The organism is Syntrophotaleaceae bacterium, from assembly GCA_041390365.1.
Taxonomy (GTDB): domain Bacteria; phylum Desulfobacterota; class Desulfuromonadia; order Desulfuromonadales; family Syntrophotaleaceae; genus JAWKQB01.
Window position 1 is genome coordinate 1,559,631 of record JAWKQB010000001.1, and the last position, 15,388, is coordinate 1,575,018.

The window sequence follows — 15,388 nt, forward strand, 5'->3', positions numbered from 1 at the left end:
CTCCTGGTTAACAAATCAGCAAATAAATCTTCGAATTCACAACCTTCGCGGCTGAAGCCGCTCCCACAAAAATCACAACCTTGCTCTGCCCTGCATGACCCTGCCCTGCCTCTGTGGGAGCGGCTTTAGCCGCGAATCGGGGTTTGCAGGGTTGAACCAAAACCCTTCGCGGCTGAAGCCGCTCCCACAGAGAGTCTCAACCGAAGTCACAAACAAAACTTCAATCCTGTTCCCCTCTGCCCTTGTGGGAGCGGTCTTTCGACCGAAGGGATATTGATGGTTTTTTCCCTGTCAAAAACCACTCAACTCGGATTGCAGATGAACAAAAAGCCCGATATACAAAATGGTAAACAGAACACTCAGTACTGCCCCGCCTATCGCCAGGATCTTCCATGTCTTCGGGACAAAGGGTTTGATCTCCTTGCCGCAATATCCCGGAGAGGCCAGTTCGGCAAGTGTCTCATCGAGCCGGTTCCTTGCCTTCATGCCAAAAAAGATGGACGAAAGACCCAGTAAGGGGATGTTGAAAAGAATGACCGAAGCGATGCTGAACATGACGCCGGTTTTGAATGATTTGGGGACCTCTGCCGTACACGTGTCTGGACTGCTTCCATTTTTTCCTCCTGTTGTTGGTTGTTTTTCACCTGCCGATCCGAAATAAGATTTGAATCATTTTTGTTTTCAGGGGCTTCGCGGCTAAAGCCGCTCCTACAAAAGCCGCAACATTGCTCTGCCATGCATGACCCTGCCCTGCCCCTGTGGGAGCGGCTTTAGCCGCGAATGGGGGTTGCAGGGTCGAACCAAAAACCTTCGCGGCTAAAGCCGCTCCCACAAAAACCATCCCCCCGGTCCAAATTCGTCGACGCTTCCGGCCGGGCGGCCCCTGCGGGCGCTTCCGCTCTCTGCTGGCTCACTGACCTGCGGACAGGACCAGCCGGAAACCCAGATCGTATCCGTGAATGCGGGGCCTGATCCCGTTGCGACTGGCAGAGCGGCAGATCTTGGCGTTGATGTCCCAACTGCCGCCGCGTATGACACGGCTGGAGCCTGATGCGGGTCCTTGCGGATTGCTGCGCGGACTGTTGCGGTAGTAGTCTTCGCCGTATCGATCCTGGCACCATTCCCAAACGTTGCCGTGCATATCGTGCAAACCAAAGACGTTGGCCTTAAAAGATCCGACCGGCGTGGTCTTTTTCCGGTAAAGCCCCTTGGGCGCATTGCCATAAGGATACTTGCCGTCGTAGTTGACTTGATCCGGGGTGATAGTGCGGCCAAATGCAAAGGGCGTCGTGGTACCGGCCCGAGCTGCATACTCCCACTCGGCCTCGGTCGGCAGGCGGAAAGACTTGCCACTGCGCAAGCCGAGTTTGCGGATGTAATCCTGCGCATCATCCCAACTGACCCGCTCCACGGGATAGTTATCGCCGTTTTTGAAACACGAAGGGTTGCTGCCCATGATCTCCCACCACTGACCCTGGGTGACCTCGTATTTCCCTATCAAGAAACCGTCCACACACACCTCGTGCTGCGCCTCTTCGATATAACGGCTTTCTTCACTAGCCGGACTCCCCATCTGAAAACACCCCCCCGGCACCCAAACGAACTCCATGCCCGTGACCGGCTCGGTCCAACTCCTGGCCGGAGTTGGGGTCTGCCTGGACTGGGGCTGCTCTGCCTGGCGTGGTTCCTCCTTGAGCCCGCTGCATGCGATCACCTGCTCCCGATAAATCGCGATATCGGTTTCAAAGGGATTGCCGAATCCGGTATTGATGGCGCGGTCGAAAGCCTTGAGAGCCTGAACCGAAAGGATGGCGCCTTCCCCCACGGATCCCATCGAGTCCATGGTGCTGAGCACATCGCCATAACCGCCCGGAGTCGCCGCGTAATAGGTATTTCGAAGAAAGCTGGAAAAGGTGTCCCAACCGTCGCGGTAGGTGACCTTTGTCATCAATGCCCCGGCGGGGGCGGACAGGCGCAAAGCTTTATGGGCATGCCCGGCGGCCTCCTTGAGTTCCGAGAGGGGGATGGATTTCGTCTGGCTCCACCCCACGGGCGACTGAATAAAGTACCGGTTCTGAAAGTCGGCCGCTTTTTTGGCGGAGATCTCGGCCACCTTTCCGAAATACAGCCCTACGCCCAAGGCCTCCGCTCGTCCCATCTCGCTGCCTGCCGCGGCAGTGGTGGCGATGGCCCCGGTGACGATATTGACGGAAGCGGTGGGGTCCCCGGCCGCGGTTCGCAGAGCGGTGCCGATGTAACTGCCGGCCACATTGGTCAGCGCCTGATCGAACTGGTTCAGCCCCTGTTTGTACTGGGAAGCGGTCATCAATTTACTCAAGGACCGGGAAAGATCCTGATGAGGATAAAGGTCCGGCGCCAGGGTCTGTTTGTAGCCATCCCGCGCCTGCGACAGCAGCGCCAGGATGCCGATGTCCTGAACCGGGCACCAGGCCGAGCCGCAATGCCGCTTGAAATCCCATCCTTCAAGGGGTATTTCGTAAACCTGCCCCTGGTCGCTGACCCGGATGGTTTTCAGCTCGGCTGCCATGCCGGTACCCGACAGGAGCAGGAGTTGGCTGACAACTGTCAGCAAAACAATATTGAAAGATTTCATTTCTTGCCTCCCGAAAAAACCATACTTGTTTGCTGCTTTCAGATTCCGACTCGAAATGACCCCCATGCTTGCAGAGGCTTCGCGGCTGAAGCCGCTCCTACAAAAATCACAACCTTGCTCTGCCATGCATGACCCTGCCCTGCCTCTGTGGGAGTGGCTTCAGCCACGAATGGGGCTTGCATTAGCCGACCAAAACCTTCGCGGCTAAAGCCGCTCCCACAAATCCCTCACAACCGCAACCTTGCTCTGCCATGCATGACCCTGCCCTGCCTCTGTGGGAGTGGCTTCAGCCACGAATCGGGGTTTGCATTAGCCGACCAAAACCTTCGCGGCTGAAGCCGCTCCCACAAATCCCTCACAACCGCAATCTTGCTCTGCCATGCCTGGCCCTGCCCTGCCTCACCCCTGTGGGAGCGGCTTCAGCCGCGAATCGGGATTTGCAGGGTCGAACCAAAACCTTCGCGGCTGAAGCCGCTCCCACACAAGTCAACTCCCCGGTCAAAACCGCCGCCGCTCCAGCGCGCCTTCGGGGTCGCGCAGGGCCGGGCTTCGCTTCCGGCCAAGCGGACCCCTCCGGGCGCTTCCGCTCCTGCCTGGCTCATCGAACTGGGGGCAAGACAAGCCGGAACCCCAGGTCGTCGCTGTAGTCGCCTTGGAGCCTGAGGCGAGAGGCCGAACGGCAATCCCAGTCGGTGTAGAAGCTGCCGCCGCGTAAGACACGGTACGAGCCCCCGGATGGGCCCTTGGGGTTGTCCTTCGGGCTCTTGTCGTAGTAACTGCCGTCGTACCAGTCCTACACCCACTCCCAGACGTTGCCGCTCATGTCGTAGAGCCCCAGGCCGTTGGGTTGTTTCCTCCTAACCGGTTGCGTTTGCCTGCCGCTGTTGCCACTATGCCAGGCGACGGCGTCGAGGTTGTCGCCGCCGCAGTAGCGCTCCCGATTGCCGCCGCTGCGGCAGGCGTACTCCCACTCGGCCTCGGTGGGCAGGCGGTAGGCTTTGCCGCTCTGGCCGTTGAGGAAGCGAAGGTAGTCCTGGGTGTCATCCCAGCTCACACTCTCCACCGGCCGGTCGGCCCCCTTGAAGTGGCTGGGATTGCTGTTCATGATCTTCTGCCATTGCGCCTGTGTGACCACGTATTTGCCCATGTAGAAGTCATCGACACAGACCTCGTGCACGGGACGCTCGTTCAATCTTCCATCACCGAAGACGTCGCCCATCTGGAACCCCCCCCCCCCCTTGACCAGCACGAATTCCATGCCGGTGACCGGCTCGGTCCAAATCTTGCCCTTGCGGGGAGCCTACTGAGCACTCTCCTTAATTGTTGCCAAACCTTCACGATCTCGTCGCAAATCGACACTTATCTTGCTGCGCATTTCTTTGAGCGTTTCGGTCCCGATAGCTTTTTGAATATTTGGTAAATCCATTAGTTTTGTAAAGAAAGCCTCTTTATCATTAATTTCGCGCCGTGCCCGGTCGAACTGTCCAACCTTTGCAAACGCTCCCCAACCGTCAGTGAAACATCCTTCACTCATTGAGTGTCGGACTTTAAACCAAGCATTAAAACTACGGGCATCAGAAAAACTAGAGTATTTCATTCGCATCAAAACTACTTCACGGAAAGATCCACAAAACTCTACAGCTCCTACCTGGTTATGTCGGTCCAATTCCCGTTGGCCCAAGGTTTCATATGCATCTGCAATACGATCCAAGCCTCCAATCGCTTGCTGATTGCCGGGATCCAGGCGCAAAATTTCTTCATACTTTTCAAAAGCGCAATTCCCAACAGGCTTAGTCAACCGTTGCTTTTGCAAATCGATTTGAGCCTTTTCCAACAATATTCCGACACGCCTTCGTTTTTGCTCAGCATGGGACTCTTGATCTGTCAAAAGGGGAGTCTTATCTTCTAAAGGGGAAGTTTGAGGATTTATTTCAGTGTCAGAATTCGCAGATACTCGTGAAGTAACACCAACCGAACCATCCACCCCTAGGGAAGGGGACGTCCGCTGAGCCAGCCAGATGCCCCCGACCAGCAGCAAAGCCAGCAAGGCCCCGGCAATGCCCCATTGAAGACCCCTGTTTTTACCCGCGCCTCTGTCCGAGGGTGCAACGGAAGATTCCCCAACTTCCTCGATGACCACCTGCGGCAGGATCTCGGTCTTAGGCGAAGGTCGTTCCGGCATCTGGCCTGTCTGCACTTGCCCGACAGCAACCATCAACGCCCCGGCATCACCAAAACGCTGCTCGGGACTTTTCGCCAGCAGCCCATCGATCAGCCCTTGATAAGCCTCCAGATGCTGCGGCAGCCGAGGCACCGGCTCATTGATATGGGCATAGGCCACGGCAAAGCTGTCCTGGGCGTCGAAGGGCACCCGACCGGTGAGCATCTCGTAGAGCACCACCCCAAGGCTGTAGAGATCCGAGCGCCCATCCACCGCCTGACCCCTTGCCTGCTCGGGGCTCATGTAGTGGGGCGTGCCGATGCTCATGCCGGTCTTGGTCATCTGGGTGCCGCTGCCGAGGGCCTTGGCGATGCCGAGGTCGGTGAGGATCGGCCGATCCCGTTCGTCGAAGAGGATGTTTTCGGGCTTGATGTCGCGGTGGACGAAGCCCTTGACATGGGCGTAGTCGAGGGCGTCGGCGAGTTGGCGGAGGATTTCGAGGGCCTGTTCGGGGTGCAAGCCGGCGCGGATCTTCTGCTTGAGATCGCCGCCGGACAGCAGGGCCATGGCGTAATAGGGGCTGCTGCCTGTATGGCCGACCTCGAACAGGGTCACGATGTTGGGATGATGCAGAGCGGCGCTGGCGCGCACCTCTTTTTCGAAGCGCGCGATCCGCTCGGGATCGCGGGCCAGCTCCGGCGGCAGCACCTTGAGGGCCACCTGGCGGCCGAGGGTGGTATCCTCGGCCAAAAATACGTCGGCCATCCCGCCGGCGCCAAGTTTTTGCAGTATGCGGTAACGCCCGAGTTGAGGCCCCGGTTGCAGCATTTTTTTCCCTCCTGGTTGCTTCAGGAAAAAGGGCTCAGTTCAAACCCCGATTCGCGGCTAAAGCCGCTCCCACAACAATCGAAACCTTGCTCTGCCCCGCCTGGCCCTGCCCTGCCCCTGCGGGAGCGGCTTCAGCCGCGAATCGGGGTTTGCAGGGTCGAACCAAAACCCTTCGCGGCTGAAGCCGCTCCCACAGAAAAGCCAAACGATCCTCGACTGCTGCGATTGTGCCGCCCTACCCCTTTGGAAGTGGTCTCCAGGACTTGAATTGGTGTTGACTGAACCGGGCCGGCAATCTTCGCGGCTGAAGCCGCTCCCACAGGAGAACTTCACACCCACAAGAATTCGAATATTCTTGGTTGCTCTTGTGGGAGCGGGGCTTTAAACCCCAAAAGGATATTGATGGTTTTTTCCCTGTCACCAACAACTCTTGCAAGGCCGCCCAAAACCCTTCGCGGCTGAAGCCGCTCCTACAAAAACCGCAACCTTGCTCTGCCATGTCTGGCCCTGCCCTGCCTCACCCCTGTGGGAGCGGCTTTAGCCGCGAATCGGGGTTTGCAGGGTCGAACCAAAACCGTTCGCGGCTGAAGCCGCTCCTACAAAAACCTTCAACCCTGGCATGCCCCACCGACATGTGGGAGCGGCTTCAGCCGCGAATTGTATGTTTGCATGGCCGATCAAGATCCTTCGCGGCTGACGCCGCTCCTGTTCAAATCCACAACCTGGGCCGCCCTGTCCTGTGAAAGCGGCCTCCCGACCGCGAACCTGAGCAAAGGTACATTCCCCAGGGAAAAAAGCCGTTCATAGATAGCAGTCCGGTTCCCTCCCAGCCTTGGCGTCCACTTTCCGCAACGCCTCAACCCTCATCTCCCCAAGCCTCTGCTTCAAAGCCCTTATCCGCGCACTGGATTCTTCAATGCGCGAAACCTCTATGCGCCCCTCGACCACCATGCGCTGAATCGTTTCCACCGTATGCGGCACAAGATTTTTCGGACCGCCGGACACCAGCAGGATATCGACACCCGCATTGATGGCCTTTGCCAGGGAATCTTCGTAGGAATAGTTTTTCCCGATAGCCCCCATCATCAGGTCATCGGAAATAATGACCCCCTGAAAATTGAGTTGGCGCCGCAACAATCCGGTCAGGGTATCGCGGGACAAGGTGGCGGGATTGTTTTTATCCAGACGGGCATTGAATATATGCGCGGTCATGATGATGTCGGCTTGTCTTGCTTCAATCAGGCGGGTGAATGGGACGAGTTCCTGTCGTTGCCAAATTTGTGTGACATCGACGAATCCCAGATGGCTGTCGGCGCCGGCACTGCCGTGACCGGGGAAATGTTTCAGGCTGCACAGAACCCCGTACTCACGGTGCACTTCGATTATTTTTCCAGCATGCCTGACAACCTTTTCCGGATCAGGGGAATAACTGCGATCCAAACGACCGATTACAGGATTGGAGGGGTTCAGATTCAGATCAACCACAGGGGCGAAGTTGAGATTGATTCCGGCTGCCGCCAGCATGGCGGCACAGATTTGCGCCTGCCGGGCGGTCAACTCCACATCGTCCTTTTTGCCCAAGTCAGCTGCAGACAACAGGGAGGGAAAACCATTGGCCGGCTTGAGGCGGCTGATGCGCCCCCCTTCCTGGTCGACGGCGACGAACAGCGGCTCGACTGCCAGGTTTTGCAGGGAATCGATCAGGCTTTTAAGTTGCTGTGGAGATTGAATATTGCTGCTGCCATCGGCTCCACCGTAATTCAGCAGCAACACGCCACCCAGATTCCAGTCACGAACTGCACGGACAATAGCCGTATCGGCCCCGATATTTCCACCCTGGAAACCGACCATCAACATCTGGCCGATCTTCGTTTTGAGATCAGGAGGAAGAGAATTATCTTTTTTAGCAAATGTCGGGTTTAATCCTCCCAGGCCCAAAACCAGAAGTCCCCCCAAGCCAAGCAAAATCAACCAGGCGCGCCGCATCATTCCTCCCTATCAGAATTACAAAACCGAGAAGCCGGTTCCTATTCCAGCAACTGACTTAAAGTTCACGAACCAGACGGAACCCGACACCGTTGGCCGGTTTTTCGGATTCGCAGCGCCCCCGGATGGAAGAGCGGACATTGCGAGCCACATCGTTCCAGGCACCGCCTCGTAAAATGCGCCGCGGCTCTCCGCCTTCCTCCCAGACCGCACCGTCATCAGGTGCTCCAACATAACCGGCATGCCCGGGATCCTGGCACCACTCCCAGACATTACCCACGGTATCGAACAAACCGAAGGCATTGGCGGTAAAGGAACCCACCGGGGCAGGATTCAGATTGTCCCACTGGCTGCCGCATTCCGCACAATTGGCACGACCTTGGCCAATGGCATCGCCCCACCAGTAGGAGCCCGCATTGCCTGCCCGGGCACCATATTCCCATTCCGCTTCCGTAGGCAGACGATAGTGATGCCCGGTTTGTTCGCTGAGCCAAGCCGCATAGGCTACGGCGTCGTGCCAGGAGACATTGATCACCGGCTGCCGCCCCCGGCCCCAACCCTCATCGCTGACCAAAGGGCGTCCGACAGCGTGACAGAAATGATCGTAATCATCGAAAGTGATCTCGAATCGGCCCATTCCGACAGGTTTTTCAATAGTCACCCGATGCACCGGCCGCTCATTGCGGTACCCGGCACCCGATACATCTCCCATGAGAAACGATCCGGCTGGAATTACAACCATCTCCGGCCCGTTGGAACCGTCCTGCAATCGATCGCGGATGACTTCCCCTGCCTTGTTCAGCTGCTGAGCCATTTCCAACCCCTGGCGGGCTCGAGCATCGTCGGGGGAAAGGGCCAGGGCCTCCCCAAAACGGGCAACGGCTCTATCCTTGTCCTCTTCCCGCAAGGCCTCTTCACCAGCAGACAGCAAACGAATCATGCGGTTGCGAATCTGCTCCTTTTCTTCATCAGGAGAAGAGGTTCGCCCCTGCTCCGGCTGGATGTTTTCAACAGAGGAAGGACTTTCCCAGGAGCGACTATCCTGGTGCCTTCCAGACTGCATAAACAGAAACAGCGCCAAGACTGCAGCCACACCGGCCCCGCCGATAAAAGCCCAGAGGCCGAAGGTCTTTCCGCCGGATTGTCGACCATGCAGGCGACCTGCGTCCCCAGCAGTTCCTTGCGCATCAGGCATTGCAGAAAGGATCTGGGTTGGTGCGGTGCATGCAGCCCCTGCAGGCCCTGCCCAATTCCCCTTTTCCAAAACTGATATCAAATCCTGCGCATCGGCAAAGCGCTGATCAGGACGTTTGGCCATCAACATGTCCAGCAAGGGCTGATACCCGGCAAGGTGCGCAGGGAGTTGGGGCAAGGGACTCTGCAGGTGCTGCAGAGCGATATTGACGGTGTTGTCCCCATCGAAAGGAACCTGCCCGACAAGCATCTCGTACAACACCACCCCGAGGCTGTAAAGATCGGCCCGGCCGTCGACGCTGGTCCCGCCGGCCTGTTCCGGACTCATGTAGTGGGCTGTGCCGATAGTCATTCCGGTGCCGGTCATCTTGCTCCCGCTGCCCACCGCCTTGGCGATGCCGAAATCCGAGAGCACCGCCGTGCCGTCCTCGCGAAACAGTATGTTTTCCGGTTTGACGTCGCGATGGACGAAGCCCTTTCGGTGGGCGTACCCCAGAGCCGATGCGATTTGCTTTAGGATCGCCAACGCCTTTTCCGGCACCAGAGCCCCCCGACGGATAACCTGCTTCAAATCTCCACAAGGCACATATTCCATGGCAAGGTAGTAGCTATGGCCTGTGGAACCGATGTCATACACCGCCAGGATGTTGGGGTGGGTCAGTTGGGCTACGGTGCGCGCCTCGCGCAGAAACCGCTCGCCGAAGCTGCGATCGGCGGCCAGCGCCGGCGCCATGACCTTGAGGGCCACCTTGCGGTGCAGGGATTGCTGTTCGGCGAGATAGACGGTGGACATGCCGCCGTGGCCGAGTTCACGCTCGATGGTGTAACCGGGGATGTTCATGCTGTTTCCTCATGATGAAATCAGAACCATTCACGGCTTGGTAGCCGCTCCCACAAAAAGCCCCTCATCCGATTCCGTTTACCTCTGCAGGAGCGGTCTCCAAACCGCGAACCGGCGTCTCGGTTCGAACATTCGCGTAATATTCGCTCCCACGGATACCGCTAGCGGGGAAACTCGTCGGCGGCGATGGCGAAGTTGAGGGACTGTGCCCCCTGGAGCAGAAAAGTGGTAATGCCCACCAGTCGTCCCTGCTGATCGAAAAGGCCTCCTCCCGAAGACCCAGGTGATATCGGAGCGCTGGTCTGGACGATATTGACCCCTTCCAGAGCCCGCTTGCCGGAAATCAATCCTTCTCCCAACGTATGTTCAAGCCCATAGGGAGCACCGACCGTAAAGACTTTTTCCCCAACCTTCAGTGACGTATAGGTCCGGATGCCGGCGACCGGCCGCAGGCGCAGGTCCTTCACCTCCAGGATGCAGCGGTCGGTTTCCGGATCACTCCAGACCATTCGGGCGGGATACCATTTATCCCCCTGGAAAATGACCAGCAGCATTTGTCCGTCGACAACGTGGTAGTTGGTCAGCAGACGGGAAACCGAGATCGCAACGGCAGATCCTTGAGAAACCTTTTTCAGTTCAAGATCACGATGATTTCTGGCACCCAACACGACAAAAACGGATGGCTTTACCTGCTCGAACAATTCGGCGGCCGAAAGGACTCGGCTCCCCAAACCGTTAAAGACAGGATTCAACAATCCGGATTGATCTGAATTTTCTGCAGGGGTGGCCCCCTTCCCGGGTTGCTGACCCACCGGTTCCGGTTGGTGTGCCGGGAACGGCACATCCCCTTCCTGGTCCTCCAGACAGTCTCTATAGGCGGCTTCCCCTCCCAAGACACGCTGCAACTCACAGAGGTCGACCGCGTGCGCCGAAGCACCGCTTAAAAGAATCAGAAGCGGGAATATGAAGATTTTGATTGCCAAGGCTTTAAACACCTTTTCTCCGCAGCCAGGGATCAGGTGCTTCCCAGATTACCTTCTCAATAAGATGCGGACTTCGGACTCGTCACTGTTCAAGATCTCGCCATCAGTAAGGCGTCACCTGGGCAAGATGAATTTGTCCCCGGTCATTCCGGGCATAGATCACCCGGAAAGATCTGGCCACCGAATCGGATTGGTTGATGTCGTCGGAAGACACCCTGGCGGTAACCCGATACTCACCTTCGTCGGCACCTTTTGGGATTTCCAGTGGGAAGGTCGCTTTATAACCGCCGGTCGCGACCGATTGCTTGTTTTCGTTGGAGGCAAGAAGTTTGTCTCCCTGATAGATTTCAATCGCTTGATTGACAGTGTTTTTCTTGTCCAGATCATCAGGATTGATAACAACGTATTTCATTTCCAGTTGCCCGGTTTCTCCATTCTGAAAAATATTTTTGGATAAATTTATGTCTTCTACCGCAACCTTGTTTACACGACCATACTGTTGTACGACTTCAGGCGCTTTTTTGTATTGGACATGGTCAATGATCCCGCCGATTATTCCTCCGGCAACAGCTCCTACAGCCGCACCGATTAGAGCACCTTCAATTCCATTATCGAGAAAACCGATGGCCGCACCGCCAATGGCACCTACTATACCCCCCTTCTTGGCGTTGCCCCACCGATCATTCGTGGTCGCACACCCGCTCAGTGCCGAGGCAACCAGAAGGAACACCAGCAACAGGGCGATTGGTTTCAATTTTCGAGATTTCATTAGGGACCCTCCTATAGGAATAATGTTTCCAGCTGTCACCAAATGACTGAGCAAGAACAGCAAAATTTCCCCCATTTCATCAGAAACTTACTTAAATTTTTCAACCATGATTTCTTTCTGGTTTTGAACCTGCCACTGGTTTGCCAAGGCCTTTTTCTCACGCCGTGCGGCATCGCAGACATAGTTCTCGGAAATCTCCCCATATATCTCCCTGTCCACTTCTTCGCAATAACCGATGGCCTGTGAATAGCGACCCTTTTCGTAAGCTGCTCTGGCTTTGGCGATCATTTCTTCAGCTTGACGGCGCCGGTCTTTGATGGCGAAATCAAGAGCCTTTTGTAAACCGGAAAGATCACCGGAGTCCGCTCCCAGAACTTTTGCCTCATGAACCAATTCCCGGGCCTGCCAAGGACTGGCCCTGTCGAGCAACTCCCAGGCCTGGTCGATTTTGGCTTTGGCGAGCAGTCTTTTCCGGTCAACCTGTTTCTGCTGTTCTGTCAGCCGTTTTTCAAATTCGGCTATTCTGGTTTCAAGAGCGGGAATGTCGGCCTCGGCGAGAAACATCGAAGATTGTCGGGCATTCATGCCTGCCAGTTCTTTTGCCGCATTGACATAACCCCTGGCTTTTTCCGCGATCCCATTCTGCAGTTCCGATTCGGCAAGAGCCTTGTAACGGGCGACCCCCCGCCGCAACACGTTGTCGACCCGATTGGCATCTTTTGCATAGGTTTGCCAGTAGTGCAGAAGACTTGCTGCACAACCATCCTTCGGGGACAGAATCTGATCACTTTCTACAAACCTGAGGGCTGCGGATCCGAACAGGTCATCGGCCTGCCTTCGAACTTCATCAAAACGCATTTCGGCTACAGGATTGCCGGATACAGAATTTCGCATTCTGCCGAATTCCCGGGCTGCCGCGACCGGATCGCGAACCGCCAGGACTTTCAGCTCCTGCCACTTGAGCTCCAATTCATCCCGCTGAATATCATGCGAATCTGCGCCGTCCGCCTGCCCGGTGCTGGTGGGGATGGAAGCCGGTCTTTCCACAGAGGCATCTCTGATGATTCCTCCCCCGCCGCCTGCAAGAACTGGTCGGCGCAGGCTATGGCTGAACACCCTGTAGGCAGCGAAAGAACCGATGCCCGCAAGCAATACTCCCAGCGTCAGCCAGACCAGCTTGGTCCGGTTTCTTTTGGATTCAGCACCAGCACTGGGCGCAGCCATGATCTGCGTTTGGCCGGCAAAACCGGGAGGCGGCTCTTCCTTTGGAAATGACGGTGTTTCGCCTGCAAGAACCTTTTCGAAATCGGCTTGCAACTGGTTGACTCTGGAATAACGTCGGGCAGGATCCTTGGCGAGAGCTCTGTCGATAACCGGCTGCAGAGCATACACATCCAGGGGAAGAGGCGCGGCCGCCTCCTGGATATGCTTGATGGCGATGGCAAAGGAATCCTTGCCGTCAAAGGGCACCCGCCCTGCCAGGGCTTCGTACAGCAGGATTCCCAGGGCATAGATATCGGTGCGCTGATCGGTCGGCTCGCCGCGGGCTTGTTCCGGGCTCATATAGTGAGGTGTGCCGATCGCCATGCCAGCTTCGGTGAAACGGGTATTCCGATCCGCCTCCTTGGTGATGCCGAAATCCATCAGCACTGCACCCCTGTCACGGCATAGAAAAATGTTTTCCGGTTTGACATCCCGATGGATGAAACGTTTTTCGTGTACGTAGGCAAGGGCTGAAAATATCGGCAAAAGCAGATGGTAGGCCTCCTGGGGATCCAATTTTCCCCTTGTGGCCAGGAAATCCTTGAAAGTTTCCCCCTCAAGATATTCCATTGTGAAGAATGGCCGTCCATCCTCCAGTTGTCCGACTTCATAAATGCGGATGATTTGAGGATGTTTAAAACCTGCATGGGTACGCCCTTCACGCATAAACCGCTCGACCAGAGAACGGTCACCGATCAGGTTTGCGTGCATAACCTTCACCGCCACCAGCTGCTGCGACTGGTCATGGCGGGCAAGATATACTGCCGCCATACCGCCCTGCCCTATCTCTCTCACTATCTGGTATTCAGGGATTTTCATGGTCTTCCTTGGCGGGTGCCCGTTTTTCGTTGATCCTAGAACATTCCGACAACGCCGACCGAATAGGCGCGGTTCTGCCCGACTCCGTTCAGAGATTCCGGATTGATACGGTCACCCAAAACCAGTTTCCTGGAAGAGAAAAGGGTCTTTCCCGTTCCCCGGTCGTAAGGAACCCCGACCGGCCCCTCAAACGCGTACCCGACCAGGTCCCCCTTCTCGACAGCGACATCGGAGTCGAAGTCGAAGGCTTTTGCTCCAGGATCAGCAATCTGGAATATAGGAGATTCCCAAACGACAAAGGATGAATCGTTAAGGGGGCGCAGGATGACCAGCTTGACCTTGCAGGGAGAAGTAAACAGTCCTCGCAGGCCTACGAGAGAACCTGGTCCCGGCATGGGGTTTTTCAGATCGACCAGGGTCAGGCCTTCATCGGAAATTTCGGGGCGTTGCAACAGTTCTCCACCAATGTAATCAAGCAATTCCTCCCTCTTTGTGAAGTCGCGCAAGGCGAGGATCTGTTTTTTCATGAAATCCCTGATTTCCTGGCGAATGTCCCCCGCTTCCTTGGTACGGACATCCTTCTCTTTTTCCAAAGCCCGGGAGACTCTTCGGCATTCATCCAGTTCCTCGGAAAGCCTGTTCTTATCCATATTCAACCGGGCGATATTATCCTTGGCCGTGGACAGGTCCTGGGACAGGAGCGTGTTGCTGTGCTCCAGCGCCTTGATCCGTTCGGAAGTGGTAACACAGCCGGAAAGCATTAAAACAGACAACACAACTCCACAGGTTTTCTTCATGACAGATCCTCCTTGATTCACTTTGAGTCAATAGTTAATTGCTGATGCTGAATTCAATCGTTTTCAGAACGGTTCCTTCCCAACTGATGGTCACCTGATACCTGCCGACCGCCCATCCGTCATTGGGTTGACGAATCGTGAAACGGCTCCTTCCCGCCGTCGTCGGGATCAGCATCGGAACCTCTCCAAATTGAATATTGCGGCCGGCATCCAGCCAGGAAGCCTTTAAAATCGCCGGCGGCTGCAGATTGGCGAACTCGTACAGGACAAATATTTCACCGGTATCAAGGGGAAAGGTTTCCAGAGTGATCAGTTCTCCAGTGTTTTCAACAGTCTCCTTTTCTTTAAGAAGATAGATTCTTTCCACCCGGGGCAGGGTTTTTGCGGGAACAGCCGGACCTGGCAGAAGTTTCAGTCCGATGGTGGCGGAATGTTCTCCATCTCGGGTAACAAATTGAATCTCCCGATCCTGAGGAAAACGATCGACTCCAAAACCAGTGATGGAGGCAGGGAAAAACCGGAGTTCGGCTTGTCCCGCGTCGTCGGTACTGATTGTGGTGCGAGTTTGGCCGGCCTGCCCGAGAAAATCCGGTTCTCCACCCCGTTCCACCAATGAAACCACATACTCCGCATTGGGAACTGCATATCCGTTCGGAGTGGAAACTTTCATTTTTAAATCCACCTGCTGCCCCGGATTAACGGTAATGGAGCTTTCACCGACCATTTCCAGTCGAAAGGCTCCCGGAGGGGTTTGGTAAAAAAGCTTTTCCTCGACCCCCTGGATAGCACCATCGGGCATCAGGACAAAATGAACCAGCAACTGGTCTCCCTCGGCAAGCACAGAGGGGAAAAGGACATCCTGCACCCCCTCTCCGTAACCCACCGGGTAGACATGGCTGAAAATGTTTTGGTTCCCGGCCACCGCTCGAACCTGAATATTTCCTGTAGGAGTCGAGGTCAGTTCGTAGGCAACCCGAGCCTTTATCTGCAGCGACTCACCGGCCTTGACCAGGCTCCCACTGTCAGGCTGAGCGGATTCAATCCAGAGGCGATCCGTTTCCATGCCGCCGGCGGCGAAGCATGAGCCTGACATTAAAAACGCTCCTATCAGGAGCCCAAGTATTCGATTAGCC

The 15,388-nt window shown here is 56.1% G+C and carries 10 protein-coding genes and 1 pseudogene; all 11 read right to left on the minus strand.

Features of this window, described 5'->3' with window-relative positions:
* Positions 1–291: 291 nt before the first annotated feature.
* The 11 genes and pseudogenes from R2940_07200 to R2940_07250 all read right to left on the minus strand — a co-directional run bounded on the left by R2940_07200 (position 292) and on the right by R2940_07250 (position 15,348).
* Positions 292–555: a hypothetical protein gene (locus tag R2940_07200; GenBank protein MEZ4599560.1), complete on the minus strand. Its 264-nt coding sequence runs from the start codon at positions 553–555 to the stop codon at positions 292–294.
* 355 nt (positions 556–910) lie between these two features.
* Entirely contained in the window at positions 911–2,614 is a 1,704-nt protein-coding gene (locus R2940_07205) for a formylglycine-generating enzyme family protein (protein ID MEZ4599561.1), read from the minus strand.
* 598 nt (positions 2,615–3,212) lie between these two features.
* Positions 3,213–3,872 (minus strand): annotated as a pseudogene (locus R2940_07210) (SUMF1/EgtB/PvdO family nonheme iron enzyme).
* A gap of 42 nt (positions 3,873–3,914) precedes the next feature.
* Positions 3,915–5,603, minus strand: a complete 1,689-nt coding sequence (locus R2940_07215) for a serine/threonine-protein kinase (protein MEZ4599562.1) — start codon at positions 5,601–5,603, stop codon at positions 3,915–3,917.
* Between the two features lie 801 nt (positions 5,604–6,404).
* On the minus strand, positions 6,405–7,592 hold the full coding sequence (locus R2940_07220) for a glycoside hydrolase family 3 N-terminal domain-containing protein (protein MEZ4599563.1): 1,188 nt from the start codon (positions 7,590–7,592) through the stop codon (positions 6,405–6,407).
* Positions 7,593–7,647: 55 nt separating this feature from the next.
* Positions 7,648–9,624 carry an SUMF1/EgtB/PvdO family nonheme iron enzyme gene (locus tag R2940_07225; protein MEZ4599564.1) on the minus strand — a complete coding sequence of 659 codons (1,977 nt, stop codon included), beginning with the start codon at positions 9,622–9,624 and terminating at the stop codon, positions 7,648–7,650.
* A gap of 161 nt (positions 9,625–9,785) precedes the next feature.
* Complete coding sequence (locus tag R2940_07230) at positions 9,786–10,607, minus strand: serine protease (protein MEZ4599565.1); 822 nt, start codon at positions 10,605–10,607, stop codon at positions 9,786–9,788.
* Between the two features lie 103 nt (positions 10,608–10,710).
* Positions 10,711–11,376, minus strand: coding sequence for a YMGG-like glycine zipper-containing protein (locus tag R2940_07235; protein MEZ4599566.1), 666 nt, complete (start codon positions 11,374–11,376; stop codon positions 10,711–10,713).
* A gap of 87 nt (positions 11,377–11,463) precedes the next feature.
* Positions 11,464–13,458 (minus strand): serine/threonine-protein kinase, encoded by a 1,995-nt coding sequence (locus R2940_07240; protein MEZ4599567.1) that lies wholly within the window; start codon positions 13,456–13,458, stop codon positions 11,464–11,466.
* A 35-nt stretch (positions 13,459–13,493) separates the two neighbouring features.
* Positions 13,494–14,255, minus strand: coding sequence for a hypothetical protein (locus R2940_07245; GenBank protein ID MEZ4599568.1), 762 nt, complete (start codon positions 14,253–14,255; stop codon positions 13,494–13,496).
* A 34-nt stretch (positions 14,256–14,289) separates the two neighbouring features.
* Positions 14,290–15,348, minus strand: coding sequence for a hypothetical protein (locus R2940_07250; protein ID MEZ4599569.1), 1,059 nt, complete (start codon positions 15,346–15,348; stop codon positions 14,290–14,292).
* Positions 15,349–15,388 lie beyond the last annotated feature (40 nt).

Bases quoted from the DNA above. Each gene is read 5' to 3' on its own strand.
- R2940_07250 (MEZ4599569.1), bottom strand. From the start codon at position 15,348: ATGTCAGGCTCATGCTTCGCCGCCGGCGGCATGGAAACGGATCGCCTC.
- R2940_07205 (MEZ4599561.1), bottom strand. From the start codon at position 2,614: ATGAAATCTTTCAATATTGTTTTGCTGACAGTTGTCAGCCAACTCCTG.
- R2940_07215 (MEZ4599562.1), bottom strand. From the start codon at position 5,603: ATGCTGCAACCGGGGCCTCAACTCGGGCGTTACCGCATACTGCAAAAA.
- R2940_07220 (MEZ4599563.1), bottom strand. From the start codon at position 7,592: ATGATGCGGCGCGCCTGGTTGATTTTGCTTGGCTTGGGGGGACTTCTG.
- R2940_07245 (MEZ4599568.1), bottom strand. From the start codon at position 14,255: ATGAAGAAAACCTGTGGAGTTGTGTTGTCTGTTTTAATGCTTTCCGGC.
- R2940_07235 (MEZ4599566.1), bottom strand. From the start codon at position 11,376: ATGAAATCTCGAAAATTGAAACCAATCGCCCTGTTGCTGGTGTTCCTT.
- R2940_07240 (MEZ4599567.1), bottom strand. From the start codon at position 13,458: ATGAAAATCCCTGAATACCAGATAGTGAGAGAGATAGGGCAGGGCGGT.
- R2940_07200 (MEZ4599560.1), bottom strand. From the start codon at position 555: ATGTTCAGCATCGCTTCGGTCATTCTTTTCAACATCCCCTTACTGGGT.
- R2940_07225 (MEZ4599564.1), bottom strand. From the start codon at position 9,624: ATGAACATCCCCGGTTACACCATCGAGCGTGAACTCGGCCACGGCGGC.